8 protein-coding genes are annotated in these 18865 nt (G+C 54.7%); 7 read left to right on the top strand and 1 reads right to left on the bottom strand.

Annotated elements, in window-relative coordinates; translation table 11 throughout:
* The first annotated feature begins 153 nt into the window (after nt 1–153).
* From HEQ18_RS04130 to HEQ18_RS04105, 6 genes are read left to right on the top strand one after another with little or no spacing between them, the layout of a single operon-like run.
* Nucleotides 154–9549, top strand: coding sequence for a DUF5801 repeats-in-toxin domain-containing protein (locus tag HEQ18_RS04130; RefSeq protein WP_432815625.1), 9396 nt, complete (start codon nt 154–156; stop codon nt 9547–9549).
* Between the two features lie 30 nt (nt 9550–9579).
* Nucleotides 9580–10302 (top strand): OmpA family protein, encoded by a 723-nt coding sequence (locus HEQ18_RS04125; RefSeq protein WP_432815624.1) that lies wholly within the window; start codon nt 9580–9582, stop codon nt 10300–10302.
* Between the two features lie 13 nt (nt 10303–10315).
* A complete protein-coding gene (locus tag HEQ18_RS04120; protein WP_432815623.1) occupies nt 10316–11977 on the top strand; it encodes a TolC family protein in 1662 nt (553 codons plus the stop codon).
* Between the two features lie 37 nt (nt 11978–12014).
* The gene (locus HEQ18_RS04115) at nt 12015–14180 is read left to right on the top strand and encodes a type I secretion system permease/ATPase (RefSeq protein ID WP_432815622.1); all 2166 of its coding nucleotides are present in this window, start codon (nt 12015–12017) and stop codon (nt 14178–14180) included.
* Nucleotides 14177–15247 (top strand): cell wall hydrolase, encoded by a 1071-nt coding sequence (locus HEQ18_RS04110; protein WP_432815621.1) that lies wholly within the window; start codon nt 14177–14179, stop codon nt 15245–15247. The genes HEQ18_RS04115 and HEQ18_RS04110 overlap by 4 nt, the downstream gene beginning before the upstream one ends.
* Nucleotides 15244–16503: an HlyD family type I secretion periplasmic adaptor subunit gene (locus HEQ18_RS04105; protein ID WP_432815620.1), complete on the top strand. Its 1260-nt coding sequence runs from the start codon at nt 15244–15246 to the stop codon at nt 16501–16503. Before HEQ18_RS04110 ends, HEQ18_RS04105 begins: the two co-directional genes overlap by 4 nt.
* Before the next feature lie 50 nt (nt 16504–16553).
* Here HEQ18_RS04105 and HEQ18_RS04100 read toward each other — a convergent pair whose 3' ends face one another.
* Complete coding sequence (locus HEQ18_RS04100) at nt 16554–17540, bottom strand: transglutaminase-like cysteine peptidase (RefSeq protein WP_432815619.1); 987 nt, start codon at nt 17538–17540, stop codon at nt 16554–16556.
* Between the two features lie 374 nt (nt 17541–17914).
* Here HEQ18_RS04100 and thyA point away from each other — a divergent pair, with 374 nt between their 5' ends.
* Nucleotides 17915–18847, top strand: a complete 933-nt coding sequence (thyA, locus tag HEQ18_RS04095) for a thymidylate synthase (protein ID WP_432815618.1) — start codon at nt 17915–17917, stop codon at nt 18845–18847.
* The last annotated feature ends 18 nt before the right edge of the window (nt 18848–18865 follow it).

The following is an 18865-nucleotide window of genomic DNA, read 5'->3' as shown; positions in this document are numbered from 1 at the left end:
TCATGGCCACTGTATATTGTCGGAGCACAGGCGTCTGCGTTTGTTCTGGCACAGAATTTTTCACAGGTTTCTGTGGGCCATGCCGTTCGCCAATGACCAAGCACGCACCGTGCCCAGCCGGCACGATAGCAACATTTTGCATAGGAACGTACGATGGACTTTAAGAACAGCGATATCGCCAATGGTTTGGACGTAACCAGCCTGGTGAGTGCGGATGCCTCGGCTTCTTTGGAAGGCGCTGCATTGCTGCATTTGGCACTTCAATCTGGAAACATCATGCCGTTGACGGCGGATGGTCAGCTTGTTTTGCCTGCGGGCGTTGGGCTTGATGATATCAAAGTTGTTGGGCGCGACTTGGTTATCCAGATGCCAGATGGCACGCAGATGATTGTTCCCGATGGTGCCATTATTGTACCGCAGATCGTGGTGGACGGCGTAGCCATTCCGGCGCTTAACTTTGCGGCGCTATTGGCTGGACAAGAACCGCAGCCAGCGGCTGGGCTGCCGCAAAGCTCGGGCGGCAACTTTGCCGATAGTGTGGGCGATATAGGTGAGCCATTTGCATTAGGTGATTTATTACCGCCAACCCAGTTGGCATTCCCCCAACCCGAAGAGCGCGAGCTGGTGCCAGGGCTTGTTGATCGCGACCCGGATGTCGTTATTCAGGACGGCGGTCCAGCGGGACGTGATGTCATTGACAATGTCAACGAAACCGGATTGCCCGGAACGCGGGCGAACGGTAATGTCGAAAGCCCCGGCTCGGCTGCTGGCAATGGTTCAGATTCCACGACAGGCACAATTTTCGTCACCTCGCCAGATGGCATCGCGTCCATTACAATCAATGGCGTAGTTGTCACCGGCGCCGCAGGACAGCAGATCACCACGCCGCTTGGCGTTATGACGCTGAGCGCGCTTAACGGTGATCAAATTGGCTACACCTATCGCCTTTTGGACAACACTTCAGGCGATACGACGACCGATGTGTTTTTGGTAAGCCTTACCGATCCAGATGGCGACGTTGCTACAGCGCGTTTGACCATCAATATTGCGGACGATGTTCCAACAGCGCGTAATGACATAGATAGCCTCGCAGGCGGTACATTCGGGCCAGAGCTTGGCAATGTTCTGACGGGTGCGGGCACAATCAGCGGGTTGACAGGGGCCGATACGCTAGGCGCCGACGGCGCAGCAATTTCTGGGTTCCGCGCGGGTGCATCAGGCAGCTTTGCCGCCGTTGATAGCAATATTGCCGGACAATATGGCACGCTGACGCTCGGCGCGAACGGCAGCTATAGCTATGTGCGCAATGTTAACACTCCGGGCGGCGTTACCGATGTGTTCACCTATCAACTCACCGATACCGATGGCGATGCCTCGACAGCCACGTTGACCATAAACATCGGCGATGCGCCAAACCGCATTACATTTATTCCAGATATTGGCGATGGCACGATTGTACGTGAGCCACATTTGCCAGCGCGCGACAGTGAGCCATCGGGCTCGCAATTTGACGGCAACGCAGAAGCCACTAGCGGGACAATCACGTTCAATTCGCCTGACGGCGTTGGCAATGTGACCGTCGCCGGGGCTGTCCTAACACCCGGTGCCTTGCCGCAGCTGGTCAGTTCAAACGCCACTGGTTCGCTGCTTGTCACTGCTTATGCCTATAATCCGGTGACGGGCATTGGCAGCATCACCTATGTTTATACGCTGAACGACAATACGCTTAACACAAATGGTGAATCGATCAGCTTTCCCGTTGTGGTTACCGACCTTGATGGTGATGTAGCGATCGACAACCTTATCATCAATATCGTTGATGATGCGCCACTTGCCGTCAATGACAGCGGAACGCAGCAAGGCGAAAATGCGCCCGTTTCGATTAACATATTCGTTAACGATACGCCTGGTGCCGACGGCGTTAACCTTGCCACCGGCGTGTCAGTCGTGGCTGAATCGCTAACGGGCGCAGGTGCGCTTGCTTATGGCAATAACGGTATTTTCACTTACACGCCCGCGTCGGGTGAAGAAGGCGTGGTTACATTCCAGTACACAATCACCGATGGCGACGGGGACACATCCACCGCAACCGTCACAATTTCGCTGCTTGAGGATTCTCTTCCAAGCGTCGAAGTTAACGGCGAAAATGTGGTTGCGGAGGCGGGACTTCCTTCTGGATCGGACGCAACTTCAAATAGCGAAACCACAGGCGGCACGATCGCAATTGCAACTGGCGGCGATGCGTTGGCATCACTTGTCATCAACAACGTAAACGTCACCGCTGGTGGAACTGTCTCAGGCGCTTCGGGCATATTGACAGTATCAGTATCAGAAGGGGTTTATAGCTACAGCTACACGTTGATCGATAATACATCGGGTGATGCGACCACTGATAGCTTCAACGTCATAGTCACGGACAGTGACGGTGATAGCGCCACCGATACCCTCGTTATCGCGATTCAGGACGATGTCCCAAGCGCTGCCGATGATGCGGACGCAATTGCTGCTGGCACTTATGGTCCTGTGACCGGCAACGTCATCACGGATGCAGAAGGCGATGGCGGGGTCGATACCCAAGGCGCAGATGGTGCAAAAGTGACCACGGTGATGGGCAGCACGGCAGGCGACGTCGGCGGTCCCACAGCAGGCACCTATGGTGTTCTCGTGCTTAACGCCGATGGCAGCTACATTTATACCCGCAATGCAGGTACCGAAGGTGGCGTATCGGACGTGTTCACCTACACCCTGATCGATGGTGATGGCGACATCGCAATTGCGACCTTGACCATCAGCATCGCTGACAGCCCAACGACACTTGATTTGCCTACCGCAGGCGAAGCTGGGACATTGGTTGACGAGGCAGGCCTAGCTAATGGTTCGGATGCCGATTCCACGAACGAAACCACCAGCGGTTCAATCGCCTTCACTGCGCCCGATGGGCCCGCCACAGTGACACTCGACGGTCAGGCTGTGACTTCTGTAGGTCAGATCTTCGTCGGCAACTTCGGCCTATTGACGGTGACCAGCATCGCCAATGGCGCAATTGGTTACAGCTACACGCTGACGACTAACACTGCGGGTGACACGACCTTTGATGATTTTGCTGTGGTGGTCACCGATCAAGACGGTGACGCGACAGCTAGCACGCTGGTTATCGATATTATCGACGACGTGCCTTCGGCGCGCGCCGACGTGGATAGTGTGACTGAAGATGGTCCCACGGTAGCCGACGGTAACGTCATAACGGGTGCCAATGTAGCTGACGCCAACAGCACCGACGGTGTTGCCGACACGCAAGGTGCGGACGGCGTATCCCTGACGGCGTTCTCCTTTGGCGCAAATGCTGGTGTGGTCGGCTCGGCGCTTGCCGGAGCTTATGGCGCGCTGACGATGGACGCAAATGGCAGCTATAGCTATGCGCTGAACAACGATAATGCTGTGGTTCAAGGCCTTGATGGCGACGATAGCCTGACGGAAATATTCACCTACAATATTACCGATGGCGATGGCGATACTGCAACCACGACATTGACCGTGACGATCAACGGCAGCGATGACCCGATCACGATCAATGGCCTGAATGTTTCAGGTCCTGATTTGATTGTGGATGAAGATGATCTGTTAGATGGTTCATCACCCAATACCCCCGCGCTGACGCAAAATGGCACATTTACGGTCAATGGGGTTGATGGCATCGCCTCGATCAAGATTGGCGGCGTGGAGACTTTTGTTGGTCAGACGATCACCAATGCATTTGGTACGTTCACGATCACCGCGCTTTCTGCGCCTGCAAATGGCAGCGCGACAGCGATCACGGTTGGTTACCGCTATGTGCTGACCGACAATAGCGCGCATGCAAATGCCGATAATGAGAACTTCATCACCGAGATATTCAGCGTTGCGGTAACGGACACCGATGGTTCAACCGACACCGATCAGGTTGAGGTCCGGATTATCGACGATGTGCCTGCGGCCGTGAACGATACGGACATCATTGCTGCGGGAAGCAATTTGCCTGCGGCTGGCAATGTCATCACCGACTCCGAAAATGATGGCGGCGAAGATACCGCAGGCGCGGACGCCGTTCTGGTTACCGCAATCACTGGCGCGGTAGCTGGCACGGTCGGTGGTTCAACGGCTGGCACTTATGGTGTCCTGACGATGAATGCGAACGGCGGTTACAGCTATACGCGAAATGATGGCACACCCGGCAATGTGCAGGATGTATTCACGTACACGATTACCGACGCAGATGGTGACACGTCGACTGCGACGCTGACCATCAATATTGCTGACGCTGCTCCCGTTGTTGGCTCCAATGCTGTTGTCCTGCTGGACGACGACGCCCTTGCTGGTGGCAACCCCGGCGGCACTGGCGATGATGCGGATGCAGCCAATGTCGCGGGAACCCTGTCCGGCAGTGGCGGCGATGGAGCGTTGACCTTTGCCTACCAACTGACGGGGGCACCTGCAGGGTTCAGCTATGTGGCAGGACCATCTGGTTCCGTTCTTGTACAGCAAGGAGGCACCACTGTCCTGACCGTCACGCTAAATAGCGCTTCGGGCGCTTACACTGTGACGCAAAATGCCCCTATCGCGCATGCAGCAGGCGGCGATGAAAACAACGCGCCATTCACACTTAGTTACACGGTAACTGACGTGGATGGTGATGCTGCTAACGGAACGCTGGTCGTCAATGTTGATGACGATACAACAGTTGTGACGGCCAATGGTGCGGTACCAACGTTGACAGTTGACGAGACGGTTCTTGGCGATGATGCGAGCACAAGCTTTGCAGATATATTTACCACCAACTATGGCGCCGATGGTGCTGGCGCGACCGCCTATACGCTTGGCGTTGTTGCAGGTCCAAGCGGCCTTGTGGATACAGCCACAGGCCAAGCGGTAAACCTCCTCCTTAATGGCAGTGTCGTTGAAGGCCGCACTGCGGTTAGCAATGAGCTCGTCTTTACCGTTACAGTGAACGGATCGGGCACCGTCACATTAGATCAACAGCGCGCCGTTGTGCACGCGCCCAACTCGGGTCCTGACCAGTCAACGACCCTGTCGGCAGCGAACCTGATTACGCTAACGGCGACCTCGACCGATGGCGACGGCGATACCGCCAGTGCTACGGCGAACATCGCCAATGCGCTGACGTTCAAGGATGATGCGCCGTCAATCGACTTTGCCGCGTCGGGCACATTGCTTATTGTAGATGAATCACTCGGCATTACTGGTTCTATCCAGAATGAAGGCGGTCGCCAGAATAATGACGAAATGCTCATTGGTGCCGCGCCTTCGGCCATCGGCTTTGCTTCAGGATCCATCGTCAGTCTGATTTCGGGAAATGCCGGCGCGGATGGCGAAGCTTCGCGAGTCTATGCGCTCACTGTAAACAACGCGACCTCGGGCCTTTTGGACTCGGTAACCAACAGCACCATCGTTCTGGTTGCGGTCAACGCGACCACCGTAGAGGGCCGCGTTGGAAGCAACGGCGGAGCGGTATCTTTCCGCATCGCAATTGACCCGGCAACTGGCGTATCGACGATCAACCAATTCCGGGCTGTCGAACATAATGACGGCACAAACCATGATGAAAATGGGCCCAGCGAAGCGATGATGAATGCCGGTGCCCTGTCACTCGGGGTAACGTTGACGGATAGCGATGGCGACCAGTCGAACGATTCAGTAGATGTGTCGCAGTTGTTCAAGTTCGAGGATGATGGTCCGGCAGCAATAGGAGAATCGGGAACAACCAACGAAATCCTGAAGGATTTCAACACAGCGTTCGTCATCGATTTTTCAGGCTCCATCGACAACACGGAATTGAATACCCAACTTGTCGCGGTCAAGGCTGCGATCAACGCGTTATTTGGCTCAACAGGAGGCAACGTCTCAGTCAAATTCGTGCTGTTTGCTGCTGATGCAATGGCGAGTACGACTTTCACAACCGCTGCGGCAGCAAACACCTATTTGGACTCAGTTAACCCGGCGACGGGTGGAACACGCCCAAGCGGTGCGCTCGGTGCCTCGACCGACTTCAGCGCCGCCATTACGACATTGCTGGCGAACTATGCGGCGGATGAAACCGCTGATAATGAGGTATTCTTCCTTAGTGACGGTAACCCGAACGAAAATCTGGGTGGCAGTGGTCAAGCACTCAACGACACCATTCGTCCGCTGTGGAACAGCTTTGTCAACAACAATGACATCAATGTTACGGCTATCGGCGTTGGTAACGGAATCAACAACAGCAATTTGCAACAGATTGACGTCGATGGCGTCGGCACGCCAATTTTGGTGGCGAATTTCGACGATTTGATTGACACCCTTGTTGCGCTTTTCACGCCGACAGCCATAACTGGCGATCTCGACGTGAATGATGATTTTGGCACTGACGGCGGCCGGATTTTGTCAATTACCGTCCCGACTGCGGCGGCTAATGACCCTGTATATACGTGGAATGGTGTAACCGGGGCTGGTTCGCAGATTACGGCATCAAACGGTGGCTCCGTCATAAATGGCATAACAAGCATTCTTGTTGCTACCGAAATTGGTGGCCAGTTCGGCTTCAACTTTGCAACGGGCCAGTGGAGCTACACGCCGCCGCGTAATGTCCCTGCGGATAGAACGGAAGTGTTCAACTACACAATAGTTGATGGCGACGGCGATACTGCGACGGCAACCCTGAACGTTCTCGTTGAGAATAATGACTTACCCGCCACTGCGGCGGTTACGGCCACTTTGGACGATGATGGTTTGACGGGTGGCATCGCTGGAGGCACAGGCGACCTTGATGCCAACGCTGGAGAAGCTCCTGCAAGTGCGAGCGAAGCCATATACAATGGCATGCTGAACATCACCGCGATTGACAATCCAATCGCCGCGATCAGCTTTGCGCAATTACAGGGCACAACCGCGGCGATTGGACAGGAAACAGTCACATATAGCTGGAACGCAGTAACGAACCTTTTGACAGCCAGCATCAGCGCTTCACCCGCTGGCAGGACTGGCACGCTGTTTACGGTCCAACTTAACAACCCTAACAGCGGCTCTTACACAGTGACGCTCGTCGACAATATACTGCACAGCAATGTGGCGGGAGAAAATGACGCGTCTGTTGCGCTGACCTATCGCGTTGCAGACACCGATGGCTCGACCAATACAGGCGTTTTGAACATTACGTTTGATGACGACACGCCGGTGGCAATTTCTCCTGCAGCAGCCGTTGTTATCAACGGAGCAAGCGCGCCAGTATTTGGTTCATTAGATATTGATAGCAATGTTGCCAACAATCTTGGCGCAGATGGCGGATCAGTGCAATTCTCGCCTACTCTAAATGGTCTGAACAGCGGCCTGACTTCCAACTTCGTACCAATCATCTATACAGTGGTGGGTAACCAATTGCTGGGCAAAGCAGGTGCCACCACGATATTCACCGTCACGTTGAATACGGCAACCTCGCAATATTCCGTGGATATGGATGGCAAGATAGACGCTACAGCGATTATCGATTTCAACAATGGTCTGTATAATTTTGTGGGCGGCAACAATAGCTGGTCTGAATTTATACCTTTGGCAGAATCTGTCGGTGCGCCGATAGATAACAACAGCAAAGACTTGCTATTGACGCCCTCCGTCAACGGTGCGCCAAGCAGTACTATCAATTCTACGGCCAACACCGGCGGCATTGGCGGGGGTGCATCTGTCGGAGCAACAGAGACGTTCCGCGTTGATTTTGTTACCGATCTTCGTGGAAATCCTGCAGATGGCGCAGGCGATTATGGTACAGCAGGAAACCGTGACCATGTGTTTGACGGCCATTATACGGTCAATGGTGCAAGCGCCCTGTTCAAATCGAGTGGTGGGTCTTCCGTCAAGATTACAGCTTTTGATGATCCAGACGGCAACAATGTCGTGCGCGATGGCGTAAAAGACACGATCAACGGAATGACCATCGCTTATTTGGGCGTTTCGAGCGGGGTCATCATCCCGACAACAAGCTCTGTCAATTATACAGTGAACGGGCGATCATTCACCGTAATCCAAAATGCTGACGGCTCTGTAACCATAGGCGGTGTAGCCGGAGAGTCCGGTTCCAGCATGCAAGGCACCGTTATCGCGGTATTCACGGCCAATGGGTATAACAGTGTCGAATATAGCTATCAATCGGGCGACACCTTCCAGATCGGTGATTTCGGTGCGACGACGCTGACCAATAATCCTGTGACCTTTACCATCCCGGTGCAAGTCATCGATGCCGATGGCGATGTAACTGCACTTAGCAACCTGTCGATTACTGCCAATTCCACACCACCTATCGCACTCGACCTCGACGGCGATGGCGTTGAATTCCTCGGCATAACATCTGGCGTAACCTTCGACTATCACGGCGATGGCAGTGCCGAAAGCACGGCTTGGGTTGGCTCGGATGACGGGTTGCTGGCGCTGGACCGCAACGGTGATGGAATCGTCAACGACGGCTCGGAAATCGTCTTTGCTCGCGACGGCCTTACCGATCTCCAAGGGTTGGCGGCTGATTATGATAGCAATCGCGATGGTGTCCTTGACGCAAACGATGTCGATTTTGCCAAATTCGGCGTGTGGCAGGATGCGAACAGCAATGGTGTTACCGATGCTGGCGAATATCGCAGCCTTTCGGACGCAGGCATTGTTAGCATTGGCCTGGTCTCGGATGGCATCGCTTATTCCGCTGCAAACGGCAGCGTCAGTGTTGCCGGGCAATCTGTCTATGCCAAGGCCGATGGTTCAACGGGGATTGTCGCGGATGCCGCATTCGCGACAAATGGCACGACTTCTGTCGTAAGCCGGTCCGCCGACCAAATCCGGACAAGTAACGCAACCACGTCGGTTATTGCGGCGGCACTTGTTGGCCTTGCCATTGAGGAAAATGCGGCTGCGATGCCCGATGGAAATCTGGACCAATTGAGCGCGCTCGTCAGCGAAAATCCAGGCATTGGACATGAGGTTGCTTCTCTTGCGTCAACGGGCGGAGCGCCTTTTGTATCCGATTTGGCTTTCGAACTCACGCACGACTTCGCTCAACGCCCGCATGACGTCGCCAGCAGCCTACGTCCGTCCGAAGAAGCAGATATTGCCCGCAGCTTCCAAGATGCGCCGATGGCCGAGCGTTCCGCTTTGCTTGAGGATAAAGCCGATCCGGTTTCCGACGATCAGGGCAATTTTGCTGTCGCCTTTGGTGGCGGTGATCAGGTCATGCACAGCATGCTGGATATCGCAGCCTTTTCGGCATCGGCAGGTGCAGGCGAAAATGCGGCTCTACCGCTCCCCATCGAAGATACGCTGCGTGAGGCTATGCCAGACTTGATGGTGGATCGCCTGATTGGCACCTTCACCGCTGCGTTGGGTGCGCCAGCAAATGACGTAGGTGGCGGAGCAAATGACAGCGCACTGCTGGCGGGCATCCTCAGCCAAGGGGTTGATGCTTTCCAGTTGGCAGCGTTGGCCAGCAACGATCTGTCAGGCGCGCATCATTATGACATGGCAATGATAAGTAACGGATAAGAAACAAGAAATACTTCGGAGAAAAACAGTATGAAACGGTCTTTGATAAAGGCATTGGTGGCTGGAACAGCAGTTAGCGTTGCATTTCCTGCCTCCGCACAAATATTAGATTTGACGTCTATGGAAGTCCGGGATTTGCGTCCCGAGGTTGAGCGGCGTTATGACGAGGCGCTCGCGGCAACGACGAACCCGGCGGTTCTTGCATCGCTTGGCAGCACTTACATGTATGCCTCCGAAGCAAAGGCCTGGTGCGGCATTGCCACTGGCTTTTTGAAAAACGCGATTCGTGACAACCAAAGCCTGACGCGGTGTGAGAAATATCACCGGTTGATGACTGCGCCTGTTCCAGAGCCAGTCGTCGCGATGCCCTTACCACCGCCGCCACCTGTTCCTCCGACCCGTTCGCCGACATGTGACTCGGCGCTTGCCGCTACCTTGTTTTTTGACTGGGACTCGATCGTCTTGCCGGTAAATGCAGATGAGACCATCGCCTTTGTCACGGCCAACAAGGCGGCATGTGGCTGGAATAGATTTAGCATCATTGGACACACTGACCGGTCCGGGTCCGATAGCTATAATGACGCCCTCTCAAAGAGCCGCGCTGAGGCAGTCTCCGCCAGAATGCAGGCCGCTGGCCTGAGCGCATCTGCGCTGATGGTGAGCGGTCGCGGCGAAGCTGAACCAAAGGTTTCGACCGCCGATGGCGAACGCAATCCGACAAACCGCCGCGTTGAAATCACGGCAAGTAATTGAGGGGAGAAGAACAATGAACACTCGCACTATTTTAATGTTCACCGTATCGGTGGCATCGCTTTCATCTGTCACCTTTGCCGCATCGGGCAATGTGGCCACCACCAATCAGGCTGAACCAATCGTCGGCCAGGTTGTGACCACTGCCATTCCTTCCATTGAGGTGGCAATCGCAGAAATCATGACGGCACAATCTGTGCTCGTCCCAAATTTGGCGGTTGAACCTGTTATCGAAATTGGAGCACCTGCTGCGGGCGACGCTGAATTTGTGACAATGTCGCAATTTGCCGAAGCCGATGTTGCGCAGTCAACTGTGGCAACGGGGTTAGCGCTGCAAGCAACGATGACCGACAATTCAGGCGTTCTGACGCTTGACCAAGCGATTGCCGCTGCCTTGGAGACCAGCCCTGAGATTAATCAGGCGATCATGAACAAGGAAGCCATCGAATTTGAACGCGAACAAGCGCAGGGCCTATATCTGCCCCGCGTAGATATCGAAGCTTCGGCAGGGATTCGCCGCCTTGAAAATCCAACCCGGCGAACATTGGGTATTGAAGACGACACACTTTATCCGCTCGAAGCCGGCATAACTGCCGAGCAGACGTTGATTGACTTCGGTCGCCGTCGTGGAGAGCTGACGCGTCAAGCGGCACGAACCGATGGCGCAGCATTGCGCGTTGCGGAGCGTTCGGAAAACATCGCTTTGCTCGTGACGCGGCAATATCTCGACATCTTGTTGCAACAGCGCATTTCTGCGGCTTCCGATGACAATGTGACCTTTCACCAAAATCTTGTCGGTGATTTAGGGCAGGGCGTCCAGCAGGGCTCCATCAGCATTGCGGATCAGCAACAGGCGCAAGAACGCTTGCAAGCTGCAATCGTCCGCAAGGCTGAAGCTGAAGAAGCATTGGTGAACGCGCAGATCAAGCTGCAGACGTTGACAGGCTTGACTGTGACGGGCGCTTCCATGCCGCAATCGCTTAGAACAGCCATCACGCCGACTTTGGGCGAAGCTGTTGCCGAAGCGCGACAGAACAACCCAAGGGTTAAAGAAGCGGCTGCCGACGTTGATGCCGCCCATGCAATGGCGTCAAAGGCCAAGGGCGACTTGTATCCCACCATTGGCGTCGATGCCCGTGGTCGTGTGGGCGAAGACATTGATGGCTTTGCAGGCAAGACTAATGACGTTCAAGCGCGCGTTTTCCTGCGTTGGAACATCTTTGACGGCGGCATAAATCGCGCGAAGTATCAAGAAATGGTCCGCCGCGCGAGCGAGGCACGTTTCCGCCTGCATGAATTGGGTCGTTTTGCCGAAGAAGACGTCCGTAGTGCTTGGAACAGCATGTCTACGCAGCGCAAGGTTGGCGAAGAATTGTCCACGCAAAGCAAAGTCAGCGATGATTTGCTGCTTTCCTATCGTGAGCAGTTTAACGTCGGACGCCGTTCGTTGCTTGATGTGCTCGACGCGCAGAACACCCGCTACAATGTTCAGGTCCGCCTAGATACCGCAAGTTTTGCGGAACAATTTGCGGAATACCGGGTGTTAGCGTCGACCAACAAACTGTTGGCGTCGATGAATATGGCTGCACCGCAGGGCGCCGAAGCGTCGGCAAGAGCACGCTTCGATTATGGTCCGCCAGCACCCGCAGAATTGCAGCGTAGACGTTACCCACGTTGAGTGCGGTGTGGGGCATCGCCCAGTTTGGAGTAGAGAGTTGCATAGTCGTTTAGATACCAAATTGGCCGACGCGGTCGCTGTTTTCGGAGAAATTGCACCCGATACAATAGCCGCGGCGGTCAAAAGGCTTGCCCGTGAAAACGATCTCCCGGATCCGGAGAGCTTGTTTTTGACGTTGCCGTTAAACGGCAACGGGCAATTGCCTTTTCACCAGGCCGAACATGCGATTGAACTCGCTGGGCTGTCCTGCGCGCCCATTCACGGCGCGCGCTTGCCGACAAAGGCGCACCAGCTACCCGCTTTGATCCGCCTTAATGATGACAGCGTGGCGATCATTTACGAGGCGGCCAAGGAGCAAGTCCTGTTATGGAAAGCCGACGCGCCAGAGCCGGTTTGGACGGACACGGCCGAGGTAGATTCCGTCTATGTCGGTCAGGCCATCCATGTCGGCGGTGCAGCGGTACGCGCGCGCGGGATAGATGACTCTGACGTACCAAAGACGTCACGTGACAACTGGTTCTGGTCGGAACTCCGCAAGCTGAAGCCTGAATTTTACCCTGTTTTTGGCGCGGCCTTCATCATCAACATATTGGCGTTTGCGCTGCCTTTATTCTCGATGAATGTGTATGATCGCATCATTCCAAACCGCGCTGTGTCTAGCCTTTGGGTCCTGGCAATTGGCGTATTGTTGGCCTTCGCAATTGACTTTGCCTTGCGCATGGCGCGTTCGACATTGCTGGATGAATTGGGCCGCAAGCTGGACCTAAAGCTTTCCGAGAAGATTTTCGGCAAGTTAGTAAACATGCCGTTGTCGGGGCGCACTGGTGATACCGGCAGAATGGTCCGCCGGGTGTCTGAATTCGAAATTGTGCGCGATTTCTTTGCCTCCACGACGGCTGTTCTTTTGGTAGATATCTTGTTCTTGGTGGTGTTTGTCGGCTTGATCGCGATTTTGGCTGGCTGGTTGGCGATGGTGCCCGTCGTCATCATTGCGATTATGTTTTTTGCAGGTCATATCCTGCAACGCAAAATGATTGCCGCGACGCTCGACGCACAAGCAGATGCGGGCTTGCAACACAGCTTGCTTGTCGAAGCGATCAGCGGTGCCGAAACGCTAAAGGCCACTGCCGCAGAAGGCCGCGTAATTGGGCGTTGGCGCAATCTTGCGCGTATGAGCGCGCAGACGCAAGAACGTTTGCGGCACCTAAACGCGACCGCCGTGACCTTGGCCAATATGTGTCAGCAAGTGACAAGCATCGCGCTGGTTATCGGCGGATTTTATATGTTTGATGCTGGCAAGATTTCGATGGGCGCGATTATCGCGATCGTCATGCTCGCCGGGCGCTCATTGGCTCCCGCTGGACAATTGGCGTTCCTGATGACGCGCGGGCGGCAAGCATTGACTGTGCTCGACAGCCTTGGCGGATTGATGGACAAGCATGACGAGCGTTCGTTCGGCAGCCGAAGCGTCGTCCCGACTTTGCGTGAAGGCCATATCAGGCTCGATGACGTGAGCTTTTCCTATCCGGAAAGCAATCGCGAGGCACTTTCCGGGCTGAATCTTATAATCAAGCCTGGCGAAAAGATAGCCATCATCGGTCGTGTTGCCTCTGGCAAGTCGACCTTGGGACGGCTGCTTTGTGGGTTATATTATCCTGACGCTGGATCGATACTCATTGATGGGTTGGACAACCGCCAATATCGTCCGATCAACTTGCGTTCGCAGCTTCGCTTTGTCGGGCAAGATGCCGAATTGTTCAGCGGGTCGATTAAAGACAATTTGTTGATGGGCGCGCCAAATGCCGACGATGAGGCTCTGATCGATGCGTTGCGCCGTGTAGGCGCAGACGAATTTCTGGGCCGTGATGACGGTGGCTTTGACCGAGGCACTGGCGAACGGGGCCGCAATCTTTCTGGTGGTCAGCGCGGATTTCTGGTGCTCGCCCGCGCGTTGGCAGCGCCATCCAAGCTACTGTTTCTTGATGAACCTACAGGCGCAATGGATATGCGGACAGAGATGCGTTTTGTCGAGCTGCTGAAAACCGCGATCTATCCGGGGCAGACGTTGATCGTGTCGACGCATCGGCATGCCGTGCTGTCTTTATGTGACCGGTTGATCGTTATGGATCGCGGCAAAATCGTTGCCGATGGCCCGCGTGAACAGATTATGGCGCAAGCGATGGCGAAGGGGGTTGCGGCATGATGCATGATGACCCTCCCAGAGCCTCAGCGGTCGTCGTCAGCGATGATTTACCACCGCGCGGCACTGCACCCGGCAAAAGCGGTCTTGGCAAGGTCGTGTTGGTCCTGATTGGCCTCAGTCTGGCTATGGCACTCTTGGTGACCAATGTGGATTGGCAGGACGTATATGGCCGCCTGTTGCCGAATGCGTCAGCCGAGGTTCCTGCACCTGCTTTTACGCAGGAGCAGATTGTTTTGACGCAAGTGACGCAGTATGACCAGACCAATGTCGCTGCCGAAGGTGAAGCTGCGGAAATGTTGAACGCGGTAATCCCCTTGGGCAAAGGCCCGATTGAAACTGCAAAGCCATTTTACCTGACGGACAAGAGCCTGACCGATGCAGAAAAGGCTCTGCGCTGCATGACTCAAGCGGTCTATTATGAAGCTGGCTTTGAACCTGTCGCTGGCCGCTTTGCCGTGGCGCAGGTCATTCTTAACCGTATGCGTCATCCCGCATTTCCAAAGTCGGTGTGCGGCGTGATCTACCAAGGCAGCAACAGGCCAGGTTGCCAGTTCAGCTTTGCCTGCGATGGCTCATTACTCCGCGCGCCAGGTGCCAAGGCGTGGGCCGAGGCACGGCAGGTGGCCGAGCAGGTCCTTGCAGGAACGGTAACGTCTTCGGTTGGCATGGCGACCCATTATCATGCCAATTATGTCTCGCCTTATTGGGCACCGAAACTGCACAAAATCACGCAAATGGGCGCACATATTTTTTACAGATGGCCCGGCAACTGGGGCAGGCGCGTTGCCTTTAGCGGTGTGTATCGCGGCGGCGAGTATATTCCTCCGGTATCAAGCCTAGCCAATATGAATGCGGATATCGCTATTGATGCGGACGCGGAACTGGGGGTCGAAAATGTCCTGACGCCCGCTAAACATGTGTCTGACCGCCGTGCAGACAATGATATCGGCGGCAGAATTGACACCAGCAAAACATGGCGATTGACCATGAAGATGGGCCCCGAAAGCGCCGCAAAGGCCAATATACCCGCCACAACTCAGTTACCCGCCGTGGAGGCGACACAATGAAATTTCGCTTATGGTTCGCGCAATTAAATGCCAGCGAACGGATTATATTTTTTAGTGCGGTTGGGTTCTCGCTTTTCATTTTGTGGGCGAGCCTTGCGCAAGTCGATGAAATCACACGTGGGCAGGGTCGGGTTATCCCGTCGTCCAAGGTGCAGTTGGTGCAAGCCGCTGAACCTTCGACCATTGAAGCCATTCTTGTCCGGTCAGGACAGGCCGTCAAAAAAGGTCAGTTGCTCGTACGTTTTGACGACACATCATCGTCGTCTGAGCTGGGTTCCTTGCAAGCAGAAACCGAGCGTTTGGCGGCAAGTGCCGCGCGTTTGAACCGGGAAACCGGTGGCGCCGATGGTTGCGTTGGTGAAAGCTGCGTTGATGAAGCACGGTTGCAAGCGGCACGGCAATCCGCGCAACGCAGCAGGGTAGGGGCGTTGTCGGCGGCTGTTGAACAACGTCGACGTGATCTGGGCGAAGCGCAGGCCACGATTGCATCTTTGGAATCGAGCCTCAAATTGGCGCAGGATCAAGTGAACATGATCCGTCCGCTGGCAGAGAAAAATATCGTGCCGCAAACCGAATTATTGTCGGCGCAGCGCGAGCTTGTCGATGTGCGTGGACGATTGGACGCAGCGCGTCAGGGCGCATCGCGTGCCATCGCCGCGATCCGCGAAGCACAAGCACAAATGTCGGAATCGCAATTCCAATATCGTCAGGATGCGCTGAACGAACGGTCGCAGATCAACACGAAAATTGCGGTGAATGAACAAACGATGCGCGGCGCACAAGGCCGCTTGAGCCGCACCGAGATCCGTTCACCCGTAGCGGGTGTCATCAACGATGTTCAGGTGACAACTGTCGGCGGATTTTTAAATGCTGGCCAGAAAATCATGCAGATTGTGCCGATGGGCGACAAATTGCTGATTGAGGCCCGCGTGGCCCCTGGCGACATCGCCTTTATAAAGATTGGTGACCGCGCAAATGTGAAAGTCACGGCGTATGATTTCTCAATCTATGGCGGCTTGTCGGGTCGCGTGGCGCAGGTTTCGGCCGACAGTATATATGACGAGGTTGAACGCCAGGCCTACTTCACCGTAATTGTTGAAACGGATCGCGCCTATTTGCTCAAGTCCGGGAAGCGTTTGCCGATCACGCCAGGCATGATTTGCGATGTGGAAATCATGACCGGACGTAAAAGCGTTCTGCGTTACATTTTGAAGCCCGTAATCAAAGCAAGCTCGGAAGCACTAACGGAACGCTAAGCGGTGTTTACTTTCATTGGCAATTCAAATTCAGCGGTTAATGCAACAATCTATGGTTTAGACGCTGTCGGTAATGCCGCAAAGCGAACCTGCGCATTGTGCTGTTGCACATTATACCCATGCACCCATTTTGCGTTTTGGCTGAACGACATGATCGGGCGGTAATCATTGGGTGCGCGACCATCAAGCAAGCGATCAGTTACATTGTCGAGCATGACAGACCCGCCATCTAGCTGCACCATAAGAACAGCATGGTCCGCGTTGCGCACAAGATCTCGGGCGATAATCAAGCGCATATCCGCACGCGCCACGCCGAGTGCAGCCAGCATATCCATTTTGGCAATGGCGAAATCTTCGCAATCACCAACGCCGCGGCGCAATGTTTCGCTCGCCGGGGCCCAATAGTCAGCGCGCCCATATACAATTTGATCGTCACCAAAAGCGACATTCTGGTTGATCCACCGATTGACCATTTGCACTTGTTGCAGCTTATCAATGGCACTGCGTGCGCCAGATTTCGCCACCGCATTTTGAATGCTGGCAACATTCGGGTGCTGGACCGCTGCCCAATCACTATCAAAAGGTGTGCGTGCGATGAGGACCGATTGCGCGCCCAAGACCGCATCTTTGGCGACGGCGGTCGCAGTAACGCCCGGCGCGGCAAATATGGCGCGCTCGCGGGAACATTCGGATAAGATTATTGTTTTATTGGGCGTAACGGCAGCGGCAATCGATGGACCGGAAGCCTGAATGGCGCGCATTTGCTCCAACTTGCTTATGGTGCCACCTAAGATTGCGCTGGCCTTTGTCAAACTTACTGGTCCCGCGCCAGGTTCAACACGGATGTTATTGCCAAAGGCGAGCGAAACAGCACTGTCTGCGCAAAAGTTGGATGCAGCGGCTTGAGAGGTCTGCGCCATTGCGACATGCGGCAATGCAAGCGCCGCCGCTAAAGCAGCGACGGCCATGGGCAACGCCGCTCTGCGCAGAACGCTTTTGCGCGCTTTGGGGCGCTTAGAAAACGGTATCTCAATCATGCCCGCTCTTTGCGGGACAAAATAATGCTATTCCGTTTCCAACTTCGGTTAACAATCCGACGGTCAATGTTAACAATTTTGGCTGCGTCATCGACAAATCCTTGAAGTGCCGCATGTCAAAGCCGATATATTATCCGGAATTGGTCATGAGACAGCCACGGAACGAAGCGCCGCAATAAGTGCAATTTTATGCTGTCCCAACGCAAGAATTGTGAACAATTGTTGCGCCAATGGCTAAGTTCACGTTACTTCTTTGTTATATTTGCTGATGTCGCGTGGCCGGCATGCAACCGCCCATTTTGCCAACAAAGCGCGCCCAACAATAAGATATGGGCAAGGTTGCAAAAACGTTACGCGGCGCTTAGCGATAGCACATGCACAATATGCCACATTATGAAGAACAATATCTGTCGTTGATGCGCCGAATCTGGGAAACTGGTGCCGTTCAGCGCGATCGGACGGGCGTCGGGACGAAGGCACTGTTCGGTGCGACCATGCGTTTTTCGCTGACCGACGATGCCATTCCGTTGCTGACGACAAAGCGGGTTTATTGGAAGACGGCAGCGCGTGAAATGCTGTGGTTCCTGACGGGAAACACCAATATCCGGCCATTGCTGGAACAAAAGGTCAAGATATGGACCGATTGGCCGTTGGACCGCTACCGCCGCGAAACCGGCACAGATATTTCGCAAGATGATTTTGAACAACGCATAATCGATGATGCCGATTTCGCCGAAAAATGGGGCGACCTTGGACCTGTTTATGGCGCGCAATGGGTGAATTGGCCGCGTTACGAGGCCGCAGAAAACGGCCTATTCCGCCGGGCTGAAAAGGGCATTGATCAGGTCAGCCAGCTTGTTGAGAGCCTGAAGAGCAATCCGGGTTCACGCCGACATATCATCGAAGGTTGGAACGTTGCCGAACTGGACCAAATGGCACTGCCGCCCTGCCACAAAACATACCAGTTTCATGTCGCCGATGGTGTTTTAAGCTGCATCTTGTTCCAACGCTCGTGCGATTTGGGACTTGGCTTTGCCTTTAACGCATTTTCCGCGGCATTGCTGACGCGGATGCTCGCAGCGGTGTGCGGATATCAAGCGGGTGAACTAATCTGGCAGGGTGGGGATGTGCATTTGTATCTCAACCATGCGCCCTTGGTCGAAGAGCAATTGTCGCGGACACCGTCTGGCGCCCCTAAACTAAAGCTACTGCGCACCGCGGATAGCATTTTTGACTATCGTATCGAAGATTTCGAGGTCGTCGATTATCATCCGCAGGCTCATATTTCCGCGCCTGTTGCGGTCTAAGCGCTATTTAGGTCAGCT

Origin of the sequence: Sphingorhabdus sp., from assembly GCF_050921905.1 — a bacterium.
In the GTDB taxonomy this organism is placed as follows: Bacteria; Pseudomonadota; Alphaproteobacteria; order Sphingomonadales; family Sphingomonadaceae; genus Sphingorhabdus_B.
Note: the sequence above shows the minus strand (reverse complement) of the source record. Positions and strands in the feature narration are given on the sequence as shown.

What these genes read in the sequence shown, in the direction of transcription:
- HEQ18_RS04130 (WP_432815625.1), top strand. Translation starts at nt 154, where the DNA reads ATGGACTTTAAGAACAGCGATATCGCCAATGGTTTGGACGTAACCAGC.
- HEQ18_RS04125 (WP_432815624.1), top strand. Translation starts at nt 9,580, where the DNA reads ATGAAACGGTCTTTGATAAAGGCATTGGTGGCTGGAACAGCAGTTAGC.
- HEQ18_RS04120 (WP_432815623.1), top strand. Translation starts at nt 10,316, where the DNA reads ATGAACACTCGCACTATTTTAATGTTCACCGTATCGGTGGCATCGCTT.
- HEQ18_RS04110 (WP_432815621.1), top strand. Translation starts at nt 14,177, where the DNA reads ATGATGCATGATGACCCTCCCAGAGCCTCAGCGGTCGTCGTCAGCGAT.
- HEQ18_RS04105 (WP_432815620.1), top strand. Translation starts at nt 15,244, where the DNA reads ATGAAATTTCGCTTATGGTTCGCGCAATTAAATGCCAGCGAACGGATT.
- HEQ18_RS04100 (WP_432815619.1), bottom strand. Translation starts at nt 17,540, where the DNA reads ATGATTGAGATACCGTTTTCTAAGCGCCCCAAAGCGCGCAAAAGCGTT.
- thyA (WP_432815618.1), top strand. Translation starts at nt 17,915, where the DNA reads ATGCACAATATGCCACATTATGAAGAACAATATCTGTCGTTGATGCGC.